This window comes from Salinisphaera sp. SPP-AMP-43, from assembly GCF_049568105.1.
Taxonomy (GTDB): Bacteria; Pseudomonadota; Gammaproteobacteria; order Nevskiales; family Salinisphaeraceae; genus Salinisphaera.
On the sequence record NZ_CP145335.1, the window covers coordinates 2191860 to 2216870 of the forward strand.

The 25011-nt window shown below is 62.5% G+C and carries 21 protein-coding genes and 1 tRNA gene; 13 read left to right on the forward strand and 9 right to left on the reverse strand.

Translation table 11 applies throughout. The features are described 5' to 3' along the window. The first annotated feature begins 2 nt into the window (after positions 1–2). Positions 3–317, forward strand: a complete 315-nt coding sequence (locus tag V5738_RS09360; RefSeq protein WP_423820539.1) for a hypothetical protein — start codon at positions 3–5, stop codon at positions 315–317. 264 nt (positions 318–581) lie between these two features. On the opposite strand, the gene V5738_RS09365 is transcribed toward V5738_RS09360, so the two are convergent. Together V5738_RS09365 and V5738_RS09370 are read right to left on the reverse strand one after the other, a co-directional pair. Beyond that, the gene (locus V5738_RS09365; RefSeq protein WP_423820540.1) at positions 582–1391 is read right to left on the reverse strand and encodes an EAL domain-containing protein; all 810 of its coding nucleotides are present in this window, start codon (positions 1389–1391) and stop codon (positions 582–584) included. A gap of 111 nt (positions 1392–1502) precedes the next feature. Beyond that, complete coding sequence (locus V5738_RS09370; RefSeq protein WP_423820541.1) at positions 1503–2012, reverse strand: MOSC domain-containing protein; 510 nt, start codon at positions 2010–2012, stop codon at positions 1503–1505. Positions 2013–2322: 310 nt separating this feature from the next. On the opposite strand from V5738_RS09370, the gene V5738_RS09375 reads away from it, so the two are divergent. Together V5738_RS09375 and V5738_RS09380 are read left to right on the forward strand one after the other, a co-directional pair. Further along, positions 2323–4695: a GNAT family N-acetyltransferase gene (locus V5738_RS09375; protein ID WP_423820542.1), complete on the forward strand. Its 2373-nt coding sequence runs from the start codon at positions 2323–2325 to the stop codon at positions 4693–4695. Positions 4696–5030: 335 nt separating this feature from the next. Next, positions 5031–5570, forward strand: a complete 540-nt coding sequence (locus V5738_RS09380; RefSeq protein WP_423820543.1) for a DUF924 family protein — start codon at positions 5031–5033, stop codon at positions 5568–5570. Between the two features lie 9 nt (positions 5571–5579). Here V5738_RS09380 and V5738_RS09385 read toward each other — a convergent pair whose 3' ends face one another. From V5738_RS09385 to V5738_RS09400, 4 genes are all read right to left on the reverse strand, one after another. After that, positions 5580–7787 (reverse strand): TonB-dependent receptor, encoded by a 2208-nt coding sequence (locus tag V5738_RS09385; RefSeq protein WP_423820544.1) that lies wholly within the window; start codon positions 7785–7787, stop codon positions 5580–5582. A 376-nt stretch (positions 7788–8163) separates the two neighbouring features. Further along, on the reverse strand, positions 8164–8946 hold the full coding sequence (gene udp, locus V5738_RS09390) for a uridine phosphorylase (protein ID WP_423820545.1): 783 nt from the start codon (positions 8944–8946) through the stop codon (positions 8164–8166). Next, entirely contained in the window at positions 8946–9362 is a 417-nt protein-coding gene (gene cdd / locus V5738_RS09395) for a cytidine deaminase (RefSeq protein ID WP_423820546.1), read from the reverse strand. The genes udp and cdd overlap by 1 nt, the downstream gene beginning before the upstream one ends. Next, the gene (locus V5738_RS09400) at positions 9359–10699 is read right to left on the reverse strand and encodes a purine-cytosine permease family protein (RefSeq protein WP_423820547.1); all 1341 of its coding nucleotides are present in this window, start codon (positions 10697–10699) and stop codon (positions 9359–9361) included. Before V5738_RS09400 ends, cdd begins: the two co-directional genes overlap by 4 nt. 189 nt (positions 10700–10888) lie before the next feature. On the opposite strand from V5738_RS09400, the gene V5738_RS09405 reads away from it, so the two are divergent. From V5738_RS09405 to V5738_RS09420, 4 genes are all read left to right on the forward strand, one after another. After that, entirely contained in the window at positions 10889–11764 is an 876-nt protein-coding gene (locus V5738_RS09405) for a S1/P1 nuclease (RefSeq protein ID WP_423820548.1), read from the forward strand. Positions 11765–11852: 88 nt separating this feature from the next. After that, positions 11853–12719, forward strand: coding sequence for a 5'-nucleotidase, lipoprotein e(P4) family (locus V5738_RS09410; protein WP_423820549.1), 867 nt, complete (start codon positions 11853–11855; stop codon positions 12717–12719). Further along, complete coding sequence (locus V5738_RS09415; RefSeq protein ID WP_423820550.1) at positions 12706–14001, forward strand: phospholipase D-like domain-containing protein; 1296 nt, start codon at positions 12706–12708, stop codon at positions 13999–14001. Before V5738_RS09410 ends, V5738_RS09415 begins: the two co-directional genes overlap by 14 nt. Before the next feature lie 18 nt (positions 14002–14019). Then, on the forward strand, positions 14020–14793 hold the full coding sequence (locus tag V5738_RS09420) for a ribonuclease T2 family protein (protein ID WP_423820551.1): 774 nt from the start codon (positions 14020–14022) through the stop codon (positions 14791–14793). An 88-nt stretch (positions 14794–14881) separates the two neighbouring features. On the opposite strand, the gene V5738_RS09425 is transcribed toward V5738_RS09420, so the two are convergent. Then, positions 14882–14958: transfer RNA gene (locus V5738_RS09425), tRNA-Arg, on the reverse strand. Positions 14959–15159: 201 nt separating this feature from the next. On the opposite strand from V5738_RS09425, the gene V5738_RS09430 reads away from it, so the two are divergent. Then, positions 15160–15966: a TOBE domain-containing protein gene (locus V5738_RS09430; protein ID WP_423820552.1), complete on the forward strand. Its 807-nt coding sequence runs from the start codon at positions 15160–15162 to the stop codon at positions 15964–15966. Between the two features lie 294 nt (positions 15967–16260). Here V5738_RS09430 and V5738_RS09435 read toward each other — a convergent pair whose 3' ends face one another. Then, positions 16261–16698, reverse strand: a complete 438-nt coding sequence (locus V5738_RS09435; RefSeq protein ID WP_423820553.1) for a host attachment protein — start codon at positions 16696–16698, stop codon at positions 16261–16263. 189 nt (positions 16699–16887) lie between these two features. On the opposite strand from V5738_RS09435, the gene V5738_RS09440 reads away from it, so the two are divergent. The 3 genes from V5738_RS09440 to V5738_RS09450 all read left to right on the forward strand — a co-directional run bounded on the left by V5738_RS09440 (position 16888) and on the right by V5738_RS09450 (position 20549). Continuing rightward, on the forward strand, positions 16888–17271 hold the full coding sequence (locus V5738_RS09440; protein WP_423820554.1) for a TraR/DksA family transcriptional regulator: 384 nt from the start codon (positions 16888–16890) through the stop codon (positions 17269–17271). Positions 17272–17545: 274 nt separating this feature from the next. Then, positions 17546–18463, forward strand: coding sequence for a ubiquinol oxidase subunit II (gene cyoA / locus V5738_RS09445; RefSeq protein ID WP_423820555.1), 918 nt, complete (start codon positions 17546–17548; stop codon positions 18461–18463). A 37-nt stretch (positions 18464–18500) separates the two neighbouring features. After that, the gene (locus V5738_RS09450; protein WP_423820556.1) at positions 18501–20549 is read left to right on the forward strand and encodes a cbb3-type cytochrome c oxidase subunit I; all 2049 of its coding nucleotides are present in this window, start codon (positions 18501–18503) and stop codon (positions 20547–20549) included. Between the two features lie 556 nt (positions 20550–21105). On the opposite strand, the gene V5738_RS09455 is transcribed toward V5738_RS09450, so the two are convergent. After that, positions 21106–21966, reverse strand: a complete 861-nt coding sequence (locus tag V5738_RS09455; protein ID WP_423820557.1) for an alpha/beta fold hydrolase — start codon at positions 21964–21966, stop codon at positions 21106–21108. A 349-nt stretch (positions 21967–22315) separates the two neighbouring features. Here V5738_RS09455 and V5738_RS09460 point away from each other — a divergent pair, with 349 nt between their 5' ends. Next, a complete protein-coding gene (locus tag V5738_RS09460) occupies positions 22316–23023 on the forward strand; it encodes a hydrolase (RefSeq protein WP_423820558.1) in 708 nt (235 codons plus the stop codon). A 58-nt stretch (positions 23024–23081) separates the two neighbouring features. After that, entirely contained in the window at positions 23082–24932 is a 1851-nt protein-coding gene (locus V5738_RS09465; RefSeq protein WP_423820559.1) for an amidohydrolase, read from the forward strand. The last annotated feature ends 79 nt before the right edge of the window (positions 24933–25011 follow it).

Below are 25011 nucleotides of genomic sequence, written 5' to 3' on the forward strand. Positions count from 1 at the left end.
TCATGACCGATACCCACCAGCCGCTGTGCCTGCTGATCCATGCTGCCGACGAGGCCTCGCTGGCCCGAGCCCGCAACAACGCCCGCAATCTGCTCACCGCAGAGCCGAGTGCAGCGGTCGAGATCGTAGTCAATGGCCCGGCCGTAGCGGCTGCACTGGCCGTACCGGATGAGACCGATCCGCTGCTGCGTGTTTGTGCCAATACCCTAGCCGCTCAGGATCTGGAGGCGCCGGAGGAGATCGCGCGCGTCAAGGCGGCGGTGTTGTATATCGCCGAGCGCCAGCAGAAAACCGGCTGGTCGTATATGCGCGCCTAGCCAACGCCGGCTCGGCCCGAAGCCGGCCTCTGCCCCTCGCCAACCTAGCCAGCGTTTCGGTAACGACCGCTGAAAACGGCGGTCTCGACCGTGGTCGGCCAAAGACACCCGACCCGAACGGCCGGTTCCAGGTCCGGTTCAGGACTGCCGTAGTCCAACCGGCCTGTTCGACTCGGCGATCCTCTGCCGATCCGGGAACAGGCGAGTACGACGACTGATTCATCCCGGCCAAGCCGCCTATCGAGACGGGCCATGCGCGAATGCCTAGCGGCAGCCTTCCGAGTTGCGTGCCCCCTCGACCACGGCATGCATCAATGCACTGTCGACCCCGGGTAATGCCTCGATAGCCGGGCGCGCATATAGATACCCCTGATGGCGGGTTATGCCCCGGCTATACAGCCAGATTGCCTCCTCAAGGGTTTCCACGCCTTCGGCCACAAGGCCGATGCCCAAACGGTTCGCCACCCCGATTACCGCATTGACCACCGTTTGGCGGCGCGGCTGTTCGGGGATATCGCGAATCAAGGCACGATCGATCTTGACCACATCAGGCTGCAGATCGACCAGCAGATCGAGATTGGCATAGCCGGTGCCAAAGTCGTCTAACGCGGTCTTGAACCCCATCTCCCGGTAGGTATTGATGATGTTCTGTAGATGCGCGCGATTGCGGACCTGCTCGGTCTCGGTAATCTCGAAATTGATCCGATCAGCCGGCCAACCCAGCTGATAAGAGACTTCCAGCGTCGCTTGGATACAGGACGCTGGCGCGTAGACCGCGTTCGGCAGAAAATTGATCGACAGCGTCGAACGGCCGCCGAGGGCATGCGCTAGTTTCAAAGCCTTGACCCGGCAGGCTTGGTCGAAGCGATACACGGTAGCCGGCGTCAGCCGAGACAGAACCTCGCCGGCGCCCTCACCGTTCGTGCCCCGGACCAGCGCTTCATGGCCATAAACTTGGCCAGCCGCCAGATCGACCAGCGGTTGAAACGCCATCGTGAAATCGAAATCCAGATCAGGCCCACAGATGCGGCAGGTGCGGCGCTCGGGCGCCGCCATGATCGAATCGGCAGTCATCAGTATCGAACGGTTTATTTCCTTATAACTAATATCGCATAGCATTGCAGCCAAGGGCAGCGGAAACCGCGCGATAATGCGATTTGGGGTGGGCCGGGGCCGGTCTTGGCGTCACGCCTTCGACACCGGTAGCACAGCCACTGGATCCCCCGTGGCTACAGGCCCGGACGAAAGGATTCGGGCACGTACGCCACCCAGCCCGTGTAGCGCGGCGCGCATATCGTCACCCAGCAGGCGCGACAAATAGCCGCAGGGTGGGCAGCGCCCGAGCACTTCGATCGTCGCGCTGCCCAGGCGCAGCTGTTGGCCGCGCAGGTCGAGTAAATCCAGGCCGTCAACGAGCATATTACGGCGTAGCGCAGCGGCCGATATCTCCCACCCTAAACGCTGGCGACAGACGGCCAACGTTGGGCAGTCGATCAACGACAGCGCACGGCCGCCAGCGACGACCGGCGAACGCCCGGAGAATGTCCCGAACCCCTCGTGGTAGCGATCGCCGCGCAACCCTCGGCCGGCCACGGCCTCGACCGAGGTCCGGCACTGCATCGGCGCGCCACGGCTGGCGGCGGTGTAGATCGCAAGTACCCGTGCTCGCTGTTGTTCGGGCGATTGTTCGGGCACTACGACTTCTCCATCTGGCGCTCGGTGAAACCAGAGCAACTTGAGCCAGCGCGTCGCGGCTGGTGTGATACAACACGACAAAGACAAGACTCGGGCGCGCTGCGAAACGGCCAGGCCAGCGCGGCATATGACAAAGCGCAGCGCTCGAATCGGGGGCCTCATGCACGACACACAACGTTCTGAATCAGAGCATAAACGGCCCAGCTCACCTCAGGCCATCAGCTGCGATACGCCGACCGGCTCGGGGCGCGCCTGCGGCTCCGGATGGCCGCGCCGTCGCTGATCGCGCCAGCCAACGGATCGCATACCCATGACGCTTCGTAACATCGACGCGCTGTTTTCGAGCCAGACGGTCTGTGCCTTCGGCGAAGCCGAGACGCCGGCCCAACAACAACTGCTGGCCAATCTGAGCGAAAGTGCCGGCAACGGCCTAACACATATCACTCGTCATGCTCGCCGTTCGCGCCTGCCGGATACGGTCGCGCCTTGTGCCGTGATCTTCGAGGCCGAATGGGGCCGGGCCGAGATTATCTCCGCGCTCGCCGAGGCCGGCTGTCGTGCGGTGGTGTGGGCTGCGCCCTCACGTATCGGCGACGATGTCCTGCGTGCGGCTCGCCCAACCAATATGCGTCTACTAGGCGGGCGCAGCGCCGGCGTCGTCAATACCAAGCGCGGTCTGAACATGACCTCCCTGGCATCGCAGCCGCGAGCCGGCCAGGTCGCCTTGATCAGTCAATCGCAGTCTCTGACCGCGGCTGCGCTCGACTGGGCGCTCGGGCGCAACATCGGTTTTTCCTGGCTGGCCTGTACCGGCGCAGAAGCCGATATCGATGCCGCTGATCTGCTCGATCACGCAGCGCTCGACCCTCAGACCCGGGCCGTAGTGTTACAGGTCGGAGAAATCGCCGAACCACGCAAGTTCATGTCCGCAGCCCGTGCCGCAGCGCGGGTCAAACCGGTCCTGGTCTTACAGACCCGGGCCGACCGGCCCGGCCTGGAAGGCGGCCCCGATCCAGCACGTTCGGCGGCATTCGCACGAGCCGGACTGGTCGAATGCGAAAACCTCGGTGGCCTGTTCGACGGCTTGGCGGCGTTAGAGTTGCTCCCGGGGGTACGCCAGGACCGCGTGATGGTCTTGGGCAACGGCGCCGGCGTCTGTGCGCTGGGTACCGATGCCCTGCGCCGGGCGTCGCTCAAGCCGGCATCCGCAGCCAAGGAAACCATCGACACGCTGGCAGAGGCCGCGCCCCAAGCGCACAACACCGGCGCTGGAATCGACTTGGCCTCGTCGGATACCGAACAGACCGTGGCGGCCCTGCGCGCTGTGCTGGCCGACCCGGCCGCGGATGCGGTGTTGCTGGTCCACAGCCCGGTTGCCGGCCAACCGCATGAGCCGATGGTCAACGCCGTGGCCGAGGCCGATCTGAATTCGCGCCTGATGACGGTCTGGCTGGGCTTGCATACCGCTTTGCCAGCCCGGGCCGCCAGCGCCCAAGCGCGTCTGGCCACGTTTGCCTCGGTCGACGAAGCGGCGCGCGCAATCCTGTATCGCCGCCGCTACCACGAAACCCGGGAACTGCTGACCGCGACCCCGCCGCCGGACCCGACCGTAACCGCCAACGTCGAGGCTTTGCGCCATCGGCTGCAGACTCTGGCGGCCGACGGCGTGGAATGGTTATCAGCCGAAGATACCCAGGAAACACTGGCCGAGTACGGCATCATCGGGGCGCCAAGCGGGCGCGACGATGCCGATGCCTCGATCCAGGTGCGCATCGAAGCCATCGATCATCCGGAACTGGGCATGATCATGCGGGTGACCGACGAAACGCTCGGCATCCAGCCGGCCTACGGCTTCGCTCCGCTGGATGCCCTGCTGGCGCGTCGCATGCTCGAACACGCCAGCGCCGGACGTCTATCGGCCACCACTGAGGCGGTCGAAGCCCTGGCCCTGGCGCTGGTACGGCTCTCCAAGCTAATCGTGGATCTGGCTGAAATCGTCGGCCTCGACCTGCATCTGGCAATCGGCCCACACGGGCGCCTACATACCCCGACCGATACGCTGATCGAAATCACAGCGACACCGCGACCGGCGCGCTGGCGGCTGGCTATGTCGCCCTACCCGGCCCGCATGCGCCACCGGGTGACGCTGGCCGGTGAACGCAGCTACGTCGTACGCGCGATCCGGCCCTCGGACGAACCGCTGGTGCTGGAACTGCTCGGCAGCCTAAGCCCGGAAGAAATCCGGCTGAGATTCTTCTCGTATATCCGCCACTTCAGCCATGACATGGCAGCACGCATGACCCAGGTGGATTACGACCGCGAAGTCTCGCTGGTCATCAGCCCTGCCGATCGACCGGAAGAACTGGCCGGCATGGGCACGATCATCGCCGATCCGGACGGCCACGAAGCCGAATTCGCGGTGCTCGTACATCGATCGCATACCAGCATCGGGCTCGGACGGCATCTGCTCGACTGCCTATTACGCCAGGCCCATGCCCGTGGCATTACCGTCGTCTATGGCGATATCCTGGCCCATAACCGTCCAATGCTGGAACTGGCCCGGAGCCTGGGCTTCACGGTGCACCGTTCGCTCGAAGAACCGACTAGCGTACGCGCCGAGATCGATGTCGTACGCTATCGAGAAGGCGGAGCCCGCCATCCGATCGACGAAGCGCCGGCTTGACCCCCGGTAACAGCCTGTCGGAGCACGGTTTGAGCGTAGCCCCTCGCAATCGATGGCGCGCAGATCGCTGCCGGGCACGCACCGGACGCGCTGTGCGGCAACAGCTGGCGTAGCGAGCCGTGACGCAGGCCTCGGCATGTCGCAACGCACTCGATTAAACGCACGTATTCGATCCCGGCAGTCGATTCTGCTCGCTCGCCTCTGTCGTGCATCTTTGGAGTGCTCTTTCACACCCCGCTCGAGCATGTAGGGCGACACAACAACTCGACGGCCAGCCCAATGATCCGTAACTTGCGTGGCCTGTCTCCGGATTCGCCGGCGCGCAACGGTTTCGTATGACACCTCAGGATATTCATCACTTTTGGTTCGAGACTCTCTCACCGGAAGATTGGTTTGCCCAAAACCCCAAGCTCGACCGCCGGATCGCGGCTTCGTTCGGACCACTAGTGCTGGCCGCTCCAAGCGGTATGCTCGCAGCCTGGCGCACGAGTGCGGTCGGCCGACTGGCCGAAATTTTGGTGCTCGACCAATTCCCGCGCAACATCTATCGCGATCGGGCCGAGGCGTATCACGGCGATGCGCTGGCACTGCAGATGGCTAAACAAGCGATCGCGGCCGATGCGCCCCGCGAGCTACCGGCCGTCGAGCGCGCGTTCGTCTATATGCCGTTCATGCACAGCGAATCGCTGGCCGAGCACGAACGCGCGCTCGAACTGTTCTCCGAACCCGGGCTGGAAAACCAGCTCAAGCATGAGCGACGGCATCGGGCGATTCTCGAGCGTTTTGGCCGCTATCCACAAAGAAACGCCGCCCTCGGCCGCGAGAGCACGGCCGAGGAAGCGGCGTTTTTAGCCGAGCCGGGCTCGGGGTTCTAGGGTTGAAGCCTAGAAACGAACATACATGCCGGCGAACACGCTGAACGGATCGGCATACTGCTTACGCGGATCGTCCGGGCCTTCCGAGGCATCTACCACGTACTGTTCGTCGGTCAGGTTTTCTAGATTGACCGAGAACGACATCTTCTTGACCCCCATGTTCTTGGCCATGGCATCCGGGAAGTCGTACTTGGCATACGCGTTGGTGTTCACGCGGTCGTCGACCTTGTAGAACTCGCCGTCGTACAGCCCGACGTAGTAGGCCGAGCTGTAATCGGCCGAGATACCGCCCGACCAGCCCTTGTACTTGACCCGCAGCCCAAGTGAATCGGTGTTGCGCGGCGACTGTTCCGGCGGCTGGCCATGATCGCTGTAATAGGCGTTTAAATAACCCACGTTGGCAAACCCGGACAGCCAGCTGTTGAAGGCATAGCTGTTCTCGAATTCGACGCCCTGGTTGACCCGGCCGCCGGCATTGACCAGTTGGGAGAAAGTCCCCGAACCATCCGGCTCGCGGAACGACTGCGACTGGATATAACTCAAGTAATGGGTTTCGAACAGCGTCAGGCGACCGCTCCAGGCGCCCTTGTCCCAGATCGTGCCCACCTCGTAGCTATCGGCTTCTTCCGGATCGAGGCTGGTATTGAACCGACCGGTATAGAACTGGTTATAGCTCGGCGGCTTGAACGAACGGGTGTAGTTCGCATACAGATTCCAGCCGTCGAGCAGCTGATAGTTCATCCCGAGTGACGGCAGCAGCTTGTTGTAGGAAATCGAGTTATGCTCGCCGTACGTATTATTGTAGAAGTCTCGATCGATCCAGGCGTACTTGATTCCCGGGGTGATGGTGAAGTTCTTGAACGGCCGGATCTCGACTTCGACGTAGGGCTGCTCGGTGCTGTTCTTGACCGTTTCGTCGTAGACCGGGCCGATATCCGGCGCCCCGCCCATCGGCACCTGGTCGTTCAGATGCAGCGTATCCTGATAGCTCCAGTACACACCGGTTCGAAACGTCGCATACTCGGTATCGTAGGCAAACCGGAAGATATTGCCGATACGGTGTTCGTGGTGTCGGCTCTTGCGCTGGTAGAGGCTGCCGTCGTTCTCGGAAGCCGACGCCCCGTAGCCTTTGGCGTGATAGTAATAAAACTGGTTCGAAACCTTGAAGTTATCGCGGTTGATCTCGTACTTGACGTAGCTTCGGTTGTTATAAAACTTGTTGTAGTTGTAGTCGTAGTAGTAGATCGAGTCCGGATCTTCGTTATAGCCGTTATAGCGCTTGCCGAATTCGTCTTTTTCGGCATCCGTGATACCGCGATAATAATTGTAACTCTGATCGGTGCTGTGGAAATACAGCGTCAACTTGCCCAACGGCAGCAGGCTGACCGTCTTCAGCGTGACGTCGTTACGATATTTGGTGTTGGTGTGATCGTAGTAGCCATCGCCATCGCGCGCCGACAGACTCAGAATCGCCGAGGTCGAATCGTTGAGGAACGAGCCAGTATTAACCTGGGCGCCGTATTGCTTGGCATGGAACGAACCCGCGCCGACGTAGGGCTGGACATAAAAATCCGGCTGCGGGTCCTTGGTATGGATGTCGATCGAGCCGCCGAAATTACTCAGCCCCGGCGTCGATGCCGAACCGGCACCGGGCATGACATCGATGCTGCTGATCGCGTAGTTGTTGGTGATGTCGTTGGTATAGACCGATCCATCGTCCGATGAATTGACCGGAATACCGTCGATCAACAGCCCCAGATGGTCCTGATTAAACCCGCGCAGCCGGAACGAACTGCCACTGTCATTGGATCCAGCATGGGCACGGAAGAAGTTCGGCTGGTTCGTCAGAGCTGCCGCGAAATCCTGTACCGGAGATGTCGCATCCTGAATCTGGGCCTGCGTGACCGTGGTCATCGTGCGTGTTGATTCGGGAATCTGCGCCTGGCCGGTCAACAGCTTCATCAAATCGGCCTGACCGGTCACCGTCACGTCGTCCAAAGTGGTGGTGCTGACCGTCATACTGTCCGACGCCGGCGCTGCGGCAGCCGGCTCAGCAGGTTCTGCCGGTGCCGGGGCGGCCGGTGCTACAGCATTGTTATCGTTGGTCGTGGTGGCGGTTTCGGTATCCGCTGCCATAGCCGCCGGCGCCAGAACGACACCACAGGCCAGTAACAGCGACGCACCGAGTACCGGTCGTGCTTGGTCCCTGAGTAACATGAAAACCCCAAAGCCTCCCTTGGCTAATCATTGCGGAAGCCTATCCCCCGCTCGATTCGAAATGGTCCCGAAGCCCCCCAAGGGCCCCAGAATGCGTCGATACGCTAGCCGGGCTTTGTTGCAGCAGCGTGTCACAGATACCCGGCCCTGTATCGATAGTTGGCTTACGCAAGAAACGCGCCGACAATCCAATTTGCACCTCCAATTGGATACAAATCCGAATTTTCTACCTCGCGGCTGAGGATCGGGCCGTTTTAGATGTGTCCGGGAGCGCCGTCGCCGGGCACACGGGCCCCGTCGGCGATCGTCGCCGAGGCCATAATCAAGCCTGGGGAAGAAATCGACGCAGGCGCGGGCTGCTCCTGCGCAGGACCGACTACAGACCTTCGCTCAGGGCCTTGGCCAATAGCTGGGTCCAGCGCTCACTGATGCGCTCATAGGCCGAGGTATCAACCACTTCGGAGTCGACTCGCTGGGCGATGACACCACAGAGACAGCCGGCCTCCAGGCCCATAACACTGCACTGGGTGAGCAGCGTGGCTGCCTCCATTTCGAAATTGGCGACCTTCAGCGCACGCCATTCCGCCAGGCTGCCCTGGAAATCGCGGCGTACATAGCCAGAGTAGCTGTCGTAGCGCTCCTGACCCGGCCAGAAAGTATCGCTCGAGGCCGTGATGCCCAGATGCCACGGCACTTGCGTGGCACGCGCGGCGGCGACCAGCCGCTCGGTGGTATCGAAACCAGCCACCGCCGGATAGGCCGCCGGCGCGTAATGGTGCGATGCCCCCTCCAGGCGCACCGCCGCCCTGGAGATCACCAGGTCGCCGATCTCGATATGCGGCTGAATCGCCCCGGTAGTGCCGACGCGCAGAAATCGCGTGATGCCGAGCCGCGCCAGTTCCTCGGTCGCGATCGCGGTCGACGGCCCGCCAATACCGGTGGAGCAGATTACGACACAGCCCTGGGCCCACTGCAGCCGACAACTCGTGAACTCCCGATGCCGCGCCAGGGGCTCCAGCGTGCCGCCTACGGCCTGGGCCAGCCTGCGGGCCAGCGGTTCGACCCGGTCCGGATCGCCCGGCAACAGTGCAGTCGTTGCACTGCCGAGATCCGCCGCACGCAGAGCGATATGGTATTGACAGTCGTCGGGCAGCACCATTATTGGCTCTCGAACTCCGTGAATCCAAACGGCAAAAGATCGGCCAGTGCCCGCTCTTGTTCGGCTCCGTCAGCACTGATCGCCAGCACGCTGCATTCCGGGGCAGCCAGCTCGACCAGTTTTTGCCGGCAGTTGCCACAGGGCCAGACCAGGGTCTCGCCCGGGCCTCGCACGGCAACGGCCACGATCGAGCGCGCCCCGACATTCGTCACCATATTGCCGATCGCCGTCGCCTCGGCGCATTGGCCGGAGGGAAAAGCCACGTTCTCGACGTTGACCCCGGCAAATACCTCGCCTTCGGCAGTCAGCACCGCCGCCGCGACATTGAACCCCGAATACGGCGCATAGCTCCGGGTCGCGACTTCCGCCGTTGCCCGGCGCAGCCGTTGTCGCCCGTCGGATCGATCGTCGTTCATGCGGTTTGTTGACTCTGTTGCCGGGCGGCCTCGAAACGCAGCAAGACAGCATACAAAGCACAGGCCAGTAGCGACGCCACGACCGACCAGGGCAGCCAGGCGGTGACCCACGCCGGAATCCAGCCCAACGGATCGAGGCTCGACACCAGAATGCCAAAAATCAGCGCCGTCAAGGCGCGCACGCGAAACAGATCGGCCAAGCCGTCAGCCGGCGCAAAAAACTCGGCCACCGACGTCCGACGTTTCTGCACGACCACCCAGTCGAAGGCCATGAGAAAAGAAAACGGAAACAGGAAGCTGCCGATGAACAACAGAAACGGCTCGACATAGGACAGGATGTTGCTCACGGCCAGGATGGTCGCGGTCAAACCCAGCGCCAGCGCGGCGACCGGCTGATCAAAACGGCGCGGCTGGCGCACGGTTTCGCCGGCGGCCAGCAACTTCAACACCGCGGGATACAAATTCATGGCGTTGGTGTGTGCAATCGCCAGGATCACGCCGAGCGCTGCCAAGGCGCCGGTTAGCGGCAGATCTTTGGCGATCAGCGCGATATTCCACTCGCCGGTCGAGGCCTTGGCCACCAGACCCAGTAGCCCCATGACCAAAACCGGCGCCATGACGCCGAGGGTGGCCGCCGCGAAATAACTCACGCGCGAGCTTCGCGACTCGTTCGCGGTCGCCGGCCGACAAAACCGGGAAACGGTCGAAAATTCATAGGCCCAGGCCAGAAGCGAAAAACTCAAGATCAGATCGATGGTGGTGCCCCAGGCCACCGGGCCATCACCGCTCGGCAGGCTGAAGTCGTAGCGGCTGACCATGTAATAGGTCAGCACGACATAGCAGACGATGAAGATCAGCGCGGTGTACTTGTAAAACCACTCCAGCCATTTCATGCCGGCAAACACCAGCAGGGTCTGGCCGATACCGAGCAACCAATACCAGAGGCTGCCGTAGCCGGGGTAAAGCGTCGACAGGATCTGGCCGCCCACGTCGGTATTCAGCCCGAACCAGCCGGCCCCGGTCAGTGTATAGATGAACGCCAGCACGAAGGCCCCGCCTCGACCGAAGGTCGCACGCGCGGTAATCATCGAGATCAAGGGCACTTCGCGACCCTGTTCGGAGAGGATTGCTGCCGGCACGATGCCCACCAGGGTCGCGAGGACCACGGCGATACAGAAATTGAGCACGCCCAGGTCGTAGAGCAATAAGCCTATGACCGGGGTGGTTGCCGAGGCCGAGGCCAACCCCCAGATCGTGAACAGCGTGGCCGGGGGCATGCTGCGCTGGGCCTCGGGTATGGCGGACACACCAATTGTTTCGACCGAAGCCGACGCCATGGGGTTTGTTTGTGTATTGGAATCCATAACCGGCGAACAAGAAGACAAAAGTGATGGCGCAGCGGTACGGATCGCGGACCCCGTGCACCCCCGATGTCCGCGGCCTGCAGTTTCCATGCCAGAGCGCGGCCTGTGTCTCGGCAAGGTTCGTGCTACAAAATCCGCCGACCTGCTCCATCACACTATGCAATGAAACCAACCCAGCTCTCGATCGTCCGGCCACTACTGGGGGCCGTCGTCGGCCTCACGATGTCGCTACCGGCCCTGGCCTGGGGGCCGCAGGGACATGCTTTGGTCGCCGACATTGCGGCCGCCCATCTTGAGCCCCAGGCCCAGGCCGCGGTAACCCGGCTGCTGGCCAACGAAGGCCACAATCATCTCGATGAAATCGCGTCCTGGCCGGATGCGATCCGATCGGAACGCACCGAAACCGGCCCTTGGCACTACGTCGATATCCCATTGGACAAGTCCCACTACCAAGACCGGCGAGACTGTCCCGACCGCGATTGCGTCGTGGCCAGAATTTCCTACTTCGCCGATATTCTCGGTAACGCCTCGGCCTCCCAGAACGAGCGCGTCGAAGCATTGAAGTTTCTAGTGCATTTCGTCGGCGACGTACAGCAGCCTCTGCACGCCGAGGACGACGACGACAAGGGCGGCAACGAGGTCGAACTGAGTTACTTCGGCCACCCCACAAACCTGCACGCGATCTGGGATAGCGGTATCGTCGACCGGGCGCTCGATCTGCACGTCGCCCCGGACTATTCAATCGACTATGCGCCGACCCGGCGGGCCGCACGCCAACTCGATCGGCAGATCGGCCAACTCGAGCGCCGTGCCTGGAGTCGCGATATCGCACGCGATCAACTACAGGCCGCAGCGATCCGCTGGGCCGAGCAAGCCCACGAATTGGCGCAAGACGTCGCCTATGCGGATCTGCCGCCGGCGCCGCGACAACAGTGGTCAAGCGCTTATCAACGCCAGGCCTGGCCGGTGGCCCGGCGCCAGATCCAGCGCGGCGGCATCCGGCTCGCTGCGGTGCTCAACGCGGTACTGACACAGTGACGTCATCATCTCGCCGTAATCTCGGCGTTTTTCGCAAGCTGGCATCGAACATGCAATGCCGCTACGAACTCTATGCTCGATAACGTCAATGAAGATGACCCGTAGCTCGATTTTTATAGCCCTCGCTCTGAGCGCCACTTCGGGGCTGGTACTGGCCGACGACGATTCGTTCGAAGCCTGGCGCCACGACGCCAAACCGCCGGCCTCGGTCCAGCACGATCCGCATCTGATGGGGGATCGCTACCAGCAATCCAGCGCCGAGGTCGCCGGCCTGCAGGTGCAGGCCTACAACATCGCCACCCGGCGACTGGACCGCATGCTCAACGAGCGCAACAGCAGCCTGCCGCCGGCCGTGGTCCTGGATATCGATGAGACCGTACTCGACAACATGCCCTACCAGGCCGCCGCAGTGACCCACGACTTCAGCTTCCCGGCGCACTGGGGGCAATGGATCGATGCCGCCGAGGCGCCACTGATACCCGGGGCCAAGGCCTTTCTCGAGTACGCCGACGCACGTGGCGTGGCCATCTTCTATGTCTCGAATCGCAAGGCCGAGCACGAAACGGCCACGATCGCGAACCTTAAGCGCCATAACCTGCCCCAGGTTTCGAACGACAGCGTCCGCCTGCTCGGACCGTCCAAAAAGGTCCGTCGCGACGCCATCGCCCAGGACCACGACATACTGCTGCTGATCGGCGATACGCTGCACGACTTCGATGCCGAGTTCGCCGGCACATCACTGGCTGCCCAGCGCGCCGCTGTCACCCGTATGCAGGCTGCCTTCGGCCAGCGCTTCATCGTGCTGCCCAACGCCGCTTACGGCAGTTGGCACGACGCCCGTCTACGCGCCTGGCAGCCGCCGGCCGACGCGTTCCAGGCCACCGCACAGGCCCAGCCGAAACCCAAGCCAAACGCCGAGCGCGATACAGACGATGCTGCCCATGCTGGCAGCTAGCCGAACGCGGCGGCTCGCCCGGCTGGCCGGCACAGCGGCGCTACTGGCGACATGGATCGCGCCAAGCGCCCTCGCCGAGCCCGCCGCGGCTAATAATGTCGCCAACCCAGCCCATATCCAGATCGTCGAAAGCGTACCCAAGGCCAGCGAATACGGCCAACCCGGCGTACCCCGTACCCCGGATGTCTGGCTGGACATGATCGAACACGCCGAGCACTCGATCGATATCGCCGCGTTCTATGTCACGAACAAGGCGGGCGAAGCCCTGGCGCCGATTCTGAACGCACTGGCCAAGCGTGCCCGGGCCGGGGTTAGCGTGCGCATCCTGACCGGGCCGACTTTCGAAAAGCCGACCCGCAACAGCCTCGCCCCGCTCGCGGATCTAGATCACGTCGCGATTCGTGTTCTGCCCATGGACCGGCTCACCGGCGGTGTGGCCCATGCCAAGTATTTCGTGGTCGATGGTCGCAGCGCGTTCCTCGGCAGCGCCAACTGGGACTGGCGGGCGATGGACCAGATCCACGAAATCGGCGCGCGTATCGACAGCCGTCGCCTAGCCCGTACGCTGGACGCCGTGTTTGCCTTCGACTGGGCCATCGCCGCCGAGGGCGATCTGCCCGCCGCCCGGCGCCGGGCAGTAAAACCGCCCGATTTCGATCCAGTCACCCGAGCGGCCCCGGAGATCGTCGCCGACGACCGGGGCCGGCCGAGCGGCACCGCGTTCGCCGCTTTTTCACCGCCGGCGCTGATGCCCGGTTGGGTGACTCCGGAACAGTCGGCCTTGGTCGAGCTGATCGACTCGGCTCGTCAGCGGGTTCGCGTCCAGGTTATGACTCTGTCCGCGATCAACGAATACGGTCCGAAAGGCTACTGGGCAAAACTCGACACCGCGCTGCGCGACGCAGCCGCTCGCGGCGTGGCCGTTCAGATCATCGTCGCCGATTGGGCCCTGCGCGAGCCTATGCAAGCCTATCTAAAAAGCCTGACCGTACTGCCGAACCTGACCGTGAAATACAGCCATGTGCCGGCTGCGCCGAGTGGCTTCATCCCCTATGCCCGGGTCGAGCACTGCAAATACGCAGTCGCCGATAACGACCAAGTTTATATCGGGACCGGCAACTGGACTCGCAGTTATTTCGAAGCCAGCATCGATGCCTCGATTTTCATGCACGCGCCCCAGGCCGCGCATACCCTGAACGCGATTTTCGAGCGCGACTGGCAAGACGATAACGTACACGACCTCAATCAGGGCACCGATTACCCACCACCCCGCAACCACTAGATTGGGCGAACGTCTCGCATGCTTAAAATCGATTTCAATACGCGCATCACAGCCGTCCTGACCGGCCTGTTCGGCGTGCTGGGCTCCGTCGCCGCGATCGCGGGCCCGCTCGATACCCTGCAACCCGAGCGCCACGGCGATTTCGGCCACTACACCCTGGCCCTGACCTGGCAACCCGGTTTTTGTGCCGAAGGCTCCTGCGCGCCCGATCAGAACCGCGATATCCAGATCGGCATCCACGGACTGTGGGCTTCGCGGCCCCAGAATCTGATCGATCGCGACATCGAAGCACCGCAGTGGTGGTCCAAAGGCTGTGATCTCTATCACCACAGCGAAGCCGCTCCCGAACTGAGCGACGCTACGCACGACCGGCTCGAACAGCTCATGCCGCAGCTCGAACCGAGCCTGCTCACCCATGAATACGACAAACACGTCCAGTGCTTCGGCTTCGACACCCAGCAGTTCTTCGATGCCGAACTGGCGCTGCGCGATCGGGTGGCCGACAGCCCCTTCGGTGATTGGCTGCGCGCACACGGCGGCCAGTCGATTGCGCGCACCGATCTGCTGGATGCTTTCGATCGCGCCTTCGATACCGACAAGACCGAGGCCCTGCAACTGCGTTGCAGCGGCGAAGACAATCGACGTTATCTGAGCCAGCTCTGGTTCACCATTCCGCGCCAGAAGCTGGCCGCCTTTCCGCAGGGCGCCGGGCTCATGAACGCACCGATCGCTCAGCACAACTGCCCAACTCGGTTTACGATTCCAGTCTGGGATAAAGCCGAGGCCGGCTAACCGCCGGCAAGCGGTGGCCATGAAATCGCCGCAGCGGCGCGACTGCGTTCGAGCGGCTGCACTGCCTGGTATTGCATCACCTATGGGATGGTGCCCCGAGCAGGAGTCGAACCTGCGACCTGCCGCTTAGGAGGCGGCTGCTCTATCCTACTGAGCTACCGGGGCACGCCGGACGTAGCCTACCGCAGGCGCGCCGATTTCTCGACCTCTCGACTGCATTCGGAGCGCAGACAGACGCTCGTCCGTCGAACCGTTTTGGCGGTACCCGCTGGGCATGCCGGGCTTGCGGGCGTTGGCTGCGTTGATACGACGACGGCGAAGCATTGGCTCAGTTAAGCTATAACGGTCATATATTTCGGATTATCGATGAGCGACCCCGGCTCGCAACTGGAAGGCCAGCTTCGTATCGGCCCACAGAAAGGCGGCATCGGCGCCCAACGTATCGACCTGCTCGAACAGATCGACAAAACCGGCTCGATTACGGCTGCCGCGCGGGCGGTTGGCTTGAGTTACAAGGCCGCCTGGGATGCAATCAACGCTGTGAACAATCTGGCCAGTGCGCCGCTGGTCGAGCGCACGGCGGGCGGCGCCGGGGGCGGCGGCAGCCGGTTGACCGTCCGCGGCGAACGCCTGGTACGAACCTATCGCGCCGCTGAAGAAGAACAGGCCCGGTTCATCGAACGCTTGAACCGGCGTGTGCGACACTTAAGCGACGATTTTGATCTCATGGGCCGTCTTTCCATGCTCACCAGCGCTCGCAATCAACTGTTCGGCACCGTGGCCGCAGTCAAGACCGGCGCCGTCAACGCCGAAGTGGATATCAGCTTGCGCGGCGGCGACCGGCTGACCGCGGTCATCACCCGGGCCAGCGCCGAAAACCTCGGCCTCGAGGACGGCGTACCGGTGATCGCGCTGATCAAGGCGTCCTGGGTGATCGTGGCCGCAGGCGATGTGTCCGAACAGAACCTGTCCACGCGCAACCGTTTAAGCGGCACCGTACAGTCAGTGACCGCTGACGAGGTGAACAGCGAGGTCGTGATCGAACTGCCCGGCGGCGCAACATTGGCCGCAGTGATCACCCGCGACAGCGCCGAGCGGCTGGATCTGGCCGCCGGCGACACCGCGACCGCCTTGTTCAAGGCCTCAAGCGTGATCCTCAGCCAGAGCGACTAGCCATCAGACGCCGTGGCCGTCTGTCGTACCCGCCAGGCGAGTACCAGCACCCCGGTATCGCAGCAAGGCCCGGGGTTCGTCTTCCCGGGTACACGCTCGCCGAGCGGGCCGTGTCAGGCGCTATCGCAGCGCGATGACGCGCCTTTGCGCAGCGCCCTGGCGCCTGGTTTGGCTATGGCCGCTATCGCCTCGGCTGCGGCTGATCGCCAGTTCGTAGGCCGCCTATCGACAGCGAGACGCGATCCAAAGCCTGCCGACGAACGCGTCGAGCGGGCTGCTTTCGCGACCGGGCGGTCAAAGATAACGCGGCAAATGTCGGCGGATGACCGGGGCCGGCCGAGCGACCACATCCAGACATTGATGGGCGACGAGACGCCGCCGGGTGGACGTATCCAGGGCTCGGCGTAGCGCGCCCAGCAGCCGCGGTTCGGCGAGCAGATATAAACGCTCGAAGCGGCCTTCGCGGCAGGCCTTGGCCAACTGTTCGGCAATCTCCCGAGCAAAGACACATATATCGAATGCTTTTTTATTCTTGCGCGGCACCATCGCATGCCGTGCGCCGCCGAACCGATCGTAGCTGCGTCCGGGTGCATCAGTGCCGGCCAAATGGGCCGGTCGGCGCGACTGCGGATGAATCAGATCGACCACTTCGACCAGGGCACCCGAGGCGCCGCGGCATTCGAACATCCGGGCGCGTGCGCGATCGGCCACCACGACCCAAATCGTACGCATTCATTTTACTCCTCCGAAGGTCATCGCGGCTCGGCGCACCATCGGTCGCTTTTGTCTTCCAATCTAGGACGCTCGCATCGCTAGCGATTGACTTTGATCAAGCCCTCGCGCCCCGGCCAGCCTAGAGTAACGCGCAGGCCCTGGTTCCCGTGGCCTGTTCGGCTCACGGGCCCTGTAACGAGAACGGTTATGCCCGAACCGCTCACCCGGGAGCAGATCCGCGAACTAGATGCCAAGCTGCGCCAGCGGCTGGCCGAACTACGGGCCGATGTACGTGCGGCTCTGGAGCGCTCGGAGTACGAGTCCTACCAGGTGATCGCTGGCGAAGTACCGGATATGGAAGATGCGGCCTTTGCCCGCATGGTTCGGGCGCTCGAACTGGTCGAAATCGAGCGCGATGCCGCCGAAATCGACGACATCGATGCCGCCCTCGGCCGGATCGATGCCGGCCACTACGGCCGCTGCGTGGACTGCAGCGAACCGATCGCCCTCGAACGGCTACGCGCCTATCCCAGCGCCAAGCGCTGTTACGACTGCCAGCGACAGATCGAGCGCCAGCGAAGCCGGTTCTGACCCCACCGCCACGGCCAGAATTGCGCTCGATCAACTCGATCGGCATACAGCGCGCTATCGTCGACGGTAACCATCGCAGCACGCTGGGAACGGCGCGCGAGGTTCGAGTTGCGACTACCTCACCTGTAGCCGCTGCGTTTTTCTCGATACACCGTTTCGCCATTGGCGTGCTGGGCGCACTGTGGCAGCGACGACACGCTGTTAAAGAGGTTCTAAGCCACTGCCTTGATCGCGCTTTTCGAACCGATGCGGCGTACCAACCCGCCCATTTGCCATGTCCGCAGGCCTACGCAATATCCACTTGACCCTGCTCCGTGCCGGCCCTTGGTTGGCCATCGCCGGGCTATGTGTGCTGGCCGGCTGCGCAGCCCGGGACTACACGGCGTTCTTTCCGGCCGGCAGCATCGCGGCACACGAACGCGATCTAATGCTCATCACGCTCGGGCTGCTGCTGTTCGTGTTCGTGCCGGTAGTGGTGCTAACTCTGTTTTTCGTTTGGCACTACCGCGCCTCGAACACCCAGGCCGACTACCGGCCCGGTTGGGGCCACTCGACGATTCTCGAGCTGTTTCTCTGGGGCGGGCCGATCGTGATCATCATCATTCTAGGCGTGCTGACCTGGTATTCCACCCATCAGCTGGATCCCTATAGACCCTTGGCCGCGGCCGATGACCGCCCCACGCTCCAGATCGATGCGATCGGACTGGACTGGAAATGGTTGTTCGTCTATCCGGACTACGGCGTGGCCTCGGTCAACGAAATCGCCCTGCCGGTGAACCGTCCGGTGCGCCTGCGGCTGACCTCAGACACGGTGATGATGGGCTTCATGATTCCGGCCCTGGGCAGCCAGATCATGGTGATGTCCGGCATGCAGACCCGCCTGCATCTCGATGCCAACCAGCCCGGCAGCTATTTCGGCAAGAACTATCAATACAGCGGTGACGGCTTTGCCGACGAGCAGTTCCAAGCGATCGTCCTGTCTCAAAACGGCTTCGATGCCTGGATCGAACGGGTTCGCTCGACCGGACAGCCCCTCGATGCAGATCGCTACACCACGCTTGCCCGGCCCAGCCACGACCATCGCATCGAATACTTTGCGCCCGTCCAAGCCGATCTGTTCGACGATGTGATCGGGCTGTATCACCGCGGCCAACCCCGCGACCAGCTGACCTTGCTGGAACCGCGCCCGTAGCCGCGCCGCACGCCTGCCGTTGATCGCGGAGGTCGCCATGTTCGGGACACTATCGCTCGAAGTCATTCCCTACCACGACCCGATCATCATGTTCGCCGCTGCCCTGATGGCCGCAGTCGGCGCCGTCTGTATCTGGGCCGCAACCCGCTATCGAATGTGGGGCTATCTGTACCGCGAATGGCTGACCACCGTCGATCACAAGAAGATCGGCATCATGTACTGCATCGTCGGTTTCGTGTTTCTGCTGCGCGGTTTTATCGATGCGCTGATGATGCGTGCCCAGCAAGCCACTGCCGGCCCGGACATGGACGGCTATCTGCCGGCCGAGCATTTCGCTCAGCTGTTCTCCGGCCACGGCACCATGATGATCTTTTTCTTCCTGATGCCGCTCATCATCGGCTTGATGAATATCGCGATACCGACCCAAATCGGCGCCCGCGATGTCGCGTTTCCATTTCTCAACGCCGTCAGCCTGTGGCTGACCGTGGCCGCCGGCCTGCTGGTGATGGCCTCACTGGTAATCGGCCAATTCTCGACCGCCGGTTGGACCGGCTATCCGCCCTATTCGGGTTGGGCGGCTACGCCCAACAGCGGCGTGGACTACTGGATCTGGGCGATCCAGATCTCCGGTATCGGCACCACCCTGACCGGCATCAACTTCTTCGTGACCATCCTGCGCGAACGCGCACCGGGCATGACGCTGATGCGGATGCCGATGTTCACCTGGACCACGCTCTGCACCACGATTCTCATCATCCTGTCGTTTCCGGTACTGACCGTGGTCCTGGCGCTGTTGAGCCTGGACCGCTACGCCGGCATGCATTTTTTCACCGGCGACATGGGTGGCAACCAGATGATGTACGTGAGCATGTTCTGGGCCTGGGGCCACCCGGAAGTCTATATTCTCATCCTGCCGGCGTTCGGCATCTTCTCCGAAGTGACCGCCACGTTCTGCCGAAAACGGCTGTTCGGCTATACCTCGATGGTCTACGCCACCATGGTGATCGCGCTGCTGTCGTTCGCGGTCTGGGCCCATCATTTTTTCACCATGGGCCAAGGGCCGCTGCGCAATATCGCCTTCTCGCTGTCGACCATGCTGATCGCTATTCCAACCGGGGTGAAGATCTACAATTGGATGGGCACGATGTTCCGCGGTCGTATCACGATGACCACGCCGATGTACTGGACGGTCGGCTTTATCATCCTGTTCGTGCTCGGTGGCATGTCGGGCGTGCTGCTGGCTATCCCCGGCGTCAACTACAAGACCCACAATTCGGAATTTCTGGTCGCCCATTTTCATAACGTCCTGATCCCGGGCACGGCCTTCGGCCTGTTCGCCGGCTACCACTACTGGTTCCCCAAGGCATTCGGCTTCCGGCTGAGCGAAAAATGGGGCAAGCGCGCCTTCTGGGGCTGGGCGATCGGTTTTAGCCTGGCCTTCATGCCACTCTACGTCCTGGGGCTGATGGGCATGCCGCGCCGTATGTATAGCTATACCGATCCAGCCTGGTCGCCCTATTTATGGCTGGCCGCGGCCGGCGCCGTGATCGTGCTGTATGGGGTGGCGTGTCAGATGATCCAGCTATGGGTCAGTATTCGCGATCGCCGTTTACTCGCCGATCCGACCGGCGATCCCTGGGATGGCCGCACCCTGGAATGGTCGATCGCCTCGCCGCCGCCGGAGTACAACTTCGCCGTCATTCCTACCGTCGAAGACCGGGATTCTTTTTGGGAGATGAAAGCCAAAGGCCAGGCCTATCTAGCGCCGGCAGGCGGCTATCAAGACATCCATATGCCCATGAAAAACACGCCAGTCGCCTTGGTCATCGGCGCGTTGTCGTTCGTGCTCGGCTTCGCCCTGGTCTGGCATATCTGGTGGTTGGTCGCCGCCAGTGCCCTGGCCTTGTTGGCCGCGGTCATCTGGCACGGCAGTATCGACGACACCGGTTTCGTCATTCCCGCCGAGGAGGTCGAACAGATCGAGCGAGCCCATCGCGCCTGTCTGGTCGAGCGTCGCGAAGGCCCGGCGGCGGAACACGACCAAGTAGACACCTATGGTGAACCCCGACATTCCGATCCGGCCTAGGGCGTATCGCCATGAAGTACACCGCCGCACCCACGCCCCTTGGGTGGTAAGCCAAGGCATCGTGAACGTGGCGTGGCCCAGCCACGTGAGCGAACGAAAACGCCGAATGCCCGCCCATCGTGCCAAACAGCGTTGCAGGCCTTGACCGTGGGGCCACCATGCTCGGCGGCCTGTGCCTTGCCCAACACGATGGGCGGGCGTTATGCGGTCGCATCTCTTATGACGGCACGCCCTAGGCGCCCCTTGCGCAGGATACGGCTAACCATCGCCAGGGCGGCTCGCGCTACCCCAGTGGCCATCCGAGAACACAAGCTCGACGCACCGCCCGTGGCGAACGTCGTACTCACACACCCAAGCGGCATCGCCAAGCCACGAAGTCTATATAGTCGTCGATCTCATATCCGCCATAGCCACGTTGGCAACGCCCAAAGCAAAGCGGGCGAACGCCGTGGCCAAGCGACGTTACGACGGCGGGCAACCCGGCTGCATATCGATCACAGCCGGCCGAGCGCAGCGCTAAGAACCGTTTGGCGCAACGCCAAGCGGCTGCGTCCAATCAAGCGACGGTCTCGGAGCCGGCCGGCACCACGAGGCGAGCGGCCCGGGCGAACTCGAGCAGATCGGCGTTGATCTGGTCTTTTTCTGTGCTGGGCAAAGCATGGGCACCGCCTGGATACGCCTTGAGCACACTGTTTTTCAGCAGCTCCGCGGCATGCTTGCCTGCAATCTCAAACGGCACGATCTGGTCGTCGTCGCCGTGAATGATCAGGACCGGTATCGAGATCCTGTCGAGATCGGCGAAGAAATTGGTTTCTGAAAACGCCGCGATACAGTCCAGTTCGTTTTTCTGTCCGCCCTGCATACTCAACAGCGAGAACGTATCGCGCATCCCCTGAGATATCTGCGCGGCTTCGCGGTTGGCACCGAAAAACGGCCCGGTGAGGTCTTTCAGGTATTGCGATCGATCCGCGGCCATGGCCGATCGAATGTCATCGAACACACGCCTGGGCCGGCCATTTGGATTGTCTTCGCTTTCGACCATCTGCGGTGGCATGGCAGCGATCAGAACGGCCTTGGCCACTCGGGCTTCGCCATGGCGGCCCAGATAGCGCACGACCTCACCGCCTCCGGTCGAGTGTCCGACCATGATCGTGTCGCGCAGATCGAGTTTCTCGAACAGTTCGGCCAGATCGTCGGCGTACTGATCCATATGGTTGCCTTCCCACGGCTGGCTCGAACGGCCGTGGCCCCGGCGGTCGTGGGCGATGGCACGAAACCCATGCTCGGCCAGATAGACCATTGGGTCTTCCCAGGCATCGGCGGTCAGCGGCCAACCGTGGGTGAATACGATCGGCTGCCCTGTTCCCCAATCTTTGTAATAGATCTCGCTGCCATCGCGGGTAGTAAAACTGGGCATGGCTAGTATCTCCGAAAGAGGGCTGAGAGTCTTCGACCCGCGCCACAGGCTGTGATCGCCGGCAATAACGGATCTTCGGCGGATCCCCATAGAACCACTGTCAAAAGCCAAGAATGATCGCCAAGCAGTCCTGAAAATTGTATGGAATTGATCTTTTTGTCGAAAAATGAGGTTTTGTATCCATAGCGATTGACCCGAACCTTTTATTGGTCAATCTTGGATTCAAAAGGCGCCCTCGTATTTGATTCCTCCAACACCCCATCGCCCGCCCCGGCTCGCAGGATACGCCGCCTCGGATCGTCAACGGAGCGATCGATCGGGCCATCTATGGCTGTACCGGAGCATTCCCATGCCCAATTTTCTCGAACTTCTAACCCCGGGCAATTGCCAGATGATTTTCATCGATCAGCAGCCCCAGATGGCGTTCGGGGTTCAGTCCATCGACCGCCAGGTATTGAAAAACAATGTAGTCGGCCTGGCCAAGGCAGCGCGGGTATTCGACATCCCGACCACGATCACGACCGTCGAGACCCTGGGCTTTTCCGGGCACAGTTTCCCGGAATTGCTGGCCGTGTTTCCGAAACATCCTATTCTCGAACGGACATCGATGAATTCCTGGGATGACCAAAAAGTGCGCGACTCGCTCGCTGCAAAAGACCGAAAAAAGATCGTCGTCGCCGGACTTTGGACCGAAGTCTGCAATAACACATTTTCGTTCTCGGCCATGGCCGAGGGCAGCTACGACATCTATATGGTCGCCGATGCCAGCGGCGGCACCTCGAAGGAGGCCCACGACTACGCCATGCAGCGGATGACCCAAGCCGGCGTGGTACCCATGACCTGGCAACAAGTCATGCTCGAATGGCAGCGCGACTGGGCCCAAAAGGCGACTTACGACGACGTTATGGCGATCGTGCGCGAACACTCCGGGGCCTACGGCATGGGCGTGGACTACGCCTACACGATGGTCCATGGCGCCGACGAACGGGTCGCCCACGGCGAAGTGCGGGCGCCGGTGCCCGCCGATGGCGCAGAGGCGACCATGTCGCCCGCGTAACGCCAGCCGACGCCGGTCGGCCGAGGCCCCGTGTTCACACCGTGGCGAGGCACCCGCCATGACGGATCTGATTCTCAAAAACGGCTGCATTACGACGCTCGATCGACGCCGCCCAAGTGCACAGGCAATCGCTATCCAGGGCGGTGTGATTACCCACGTCGGCGCCGACGACGAGATCCTCCACCATGCACCGGAGACCGCAGAAATCATCGATCTGGGGGGCCGGCGTGTCATCCCGGGGCTCAACGATAGCCATCTGCATCTGATCCGCGGCGGCCTGAACTACAACATGGAGCTGCGCTGGGAGAACATCGATTCGCTACAGGAGGCACTGGCAAGGCTCAAGGCACAGGCCCAACGCACGCCGCCACCGCAGTGGGTTCGGGTGGTCGGCGGCTGGTCGGAGCTCCAGTTCGTCGAACGTCGCCTACCGACGCTCGACGAGATCAACGCCGCCGCGCCCGATACGCCCGTTTTCATCCTGCATCTCTATGCTCAGGCCATGCTCAACCGGGCGGCATTGCGCGTGCTGGGCATCACCCGCGATACACCGAACCCGCCCAACGGCGAGATCCAGAAGAACGGCCGCGGCGAGCCAACCGGGCTGCTGATCGCCCGGCCGTCGGCGTTGATCCTGTACGCGACCCTGGCCCAGGGGCCAATGCTGTCGCTTGCCGACCAAATCAACTCAACCCGCCATTTCATGCGTGAAATGAACCGTCTAGGCGTGACCAGCGTGATCGACGCCGGCGGCGGCAACCAGAATTATCCGGAAGATTATCAAGTCATACAGAAACTGCACGATGCCGGCGAACTCACCGTGCGCATCGCCTACAACCTGTTCGCCCAGAAAGCCGGCCAGGAGTTATCCGACTATGAGCGCTGGATCGCCATGACCGCCCCAGGCGCCGGGGATGCCCTACTACAGGTCAACGGCGCCGGCGAAAATCTGACCTGGTCCGCGGCCGATTTCGAGAACTTTCTCGAGCCGCGTCCGGATCTGGCGCCGACCATGGAAAGCGAGCTGGAGCCGATCGTCGAGTTGCTCGCCGACAATGCCTGGCCGTTTCGTATCCATGCCACTTACGACGAATCCATCGATCGTTTTCTCTCGGTGTTCGAACGGGTCAACGGTCGCACGCCGTTCGCCGCCCGGTTCATCATCGACCACGCCGAGACGATCTCGGAACGCAACATGGCACGCATCGCCGCCCTCGGCGGCGGTATCGCCATCCAGCACCGCATGGCTTTTCAGGGCGAATACTTCGTCGATCGATTCGGCGCGGCAGCCGCGAAACAGACGCCGCCGATCGCTCGTATGCTGGCCATGGGCCTTCCGGTGGGCGCCGGCACCGATGCCACCCGCGTGGCTTCCTACGATCCCTGGGTGGCGCTGTACTGGCTGACCACCGGCCAAACGGTCGGCGGTCTGGCGCTCTACGACGAGGCCGATCGGCTCGATCGCGAGACCGCACTACGCCTCTGGACCGAGGGTTCGGCCTGGTTCTCCGGCGAGCAAACCCATAAAGGCCGGCTCGCGGCCGGCCAGTATGCCGATCTCGCTGTGCTGTCGGCCGACTACATGGCGGTGCCGGCCGAACAGATCCGTAGCATCCATTCGGTACTGACAATCGTCGACGGCCGGATCGTGCACGCCGACAAGGCATATGCTCATCTCGCGCCGCCCCTGCCGCCGGCCTCGCCCGACTGGAGCCCCGTCAATCATATCCCCCCGCCAGGCATACGCAAGACAACGCCGGCGCCGGGCGCTGCCCCCAGTGCAGACCACGGCCATAGCGCCTGCCGTCTACATGGCCATCACCACACTATCGCATGGTCGCGGCCGCTCCCGACCCAGGACCGGCGTGCGTTCTGGGGCGCCTTCGGCTGCTCCTGTTTCGCGTTCTAAGACGATCCGTGAGCAGCACGCCACTGGATATCGACCCGCCACAAAGCCTCTCGGCCTGGGCGCCGATCCCCTGTCCCGG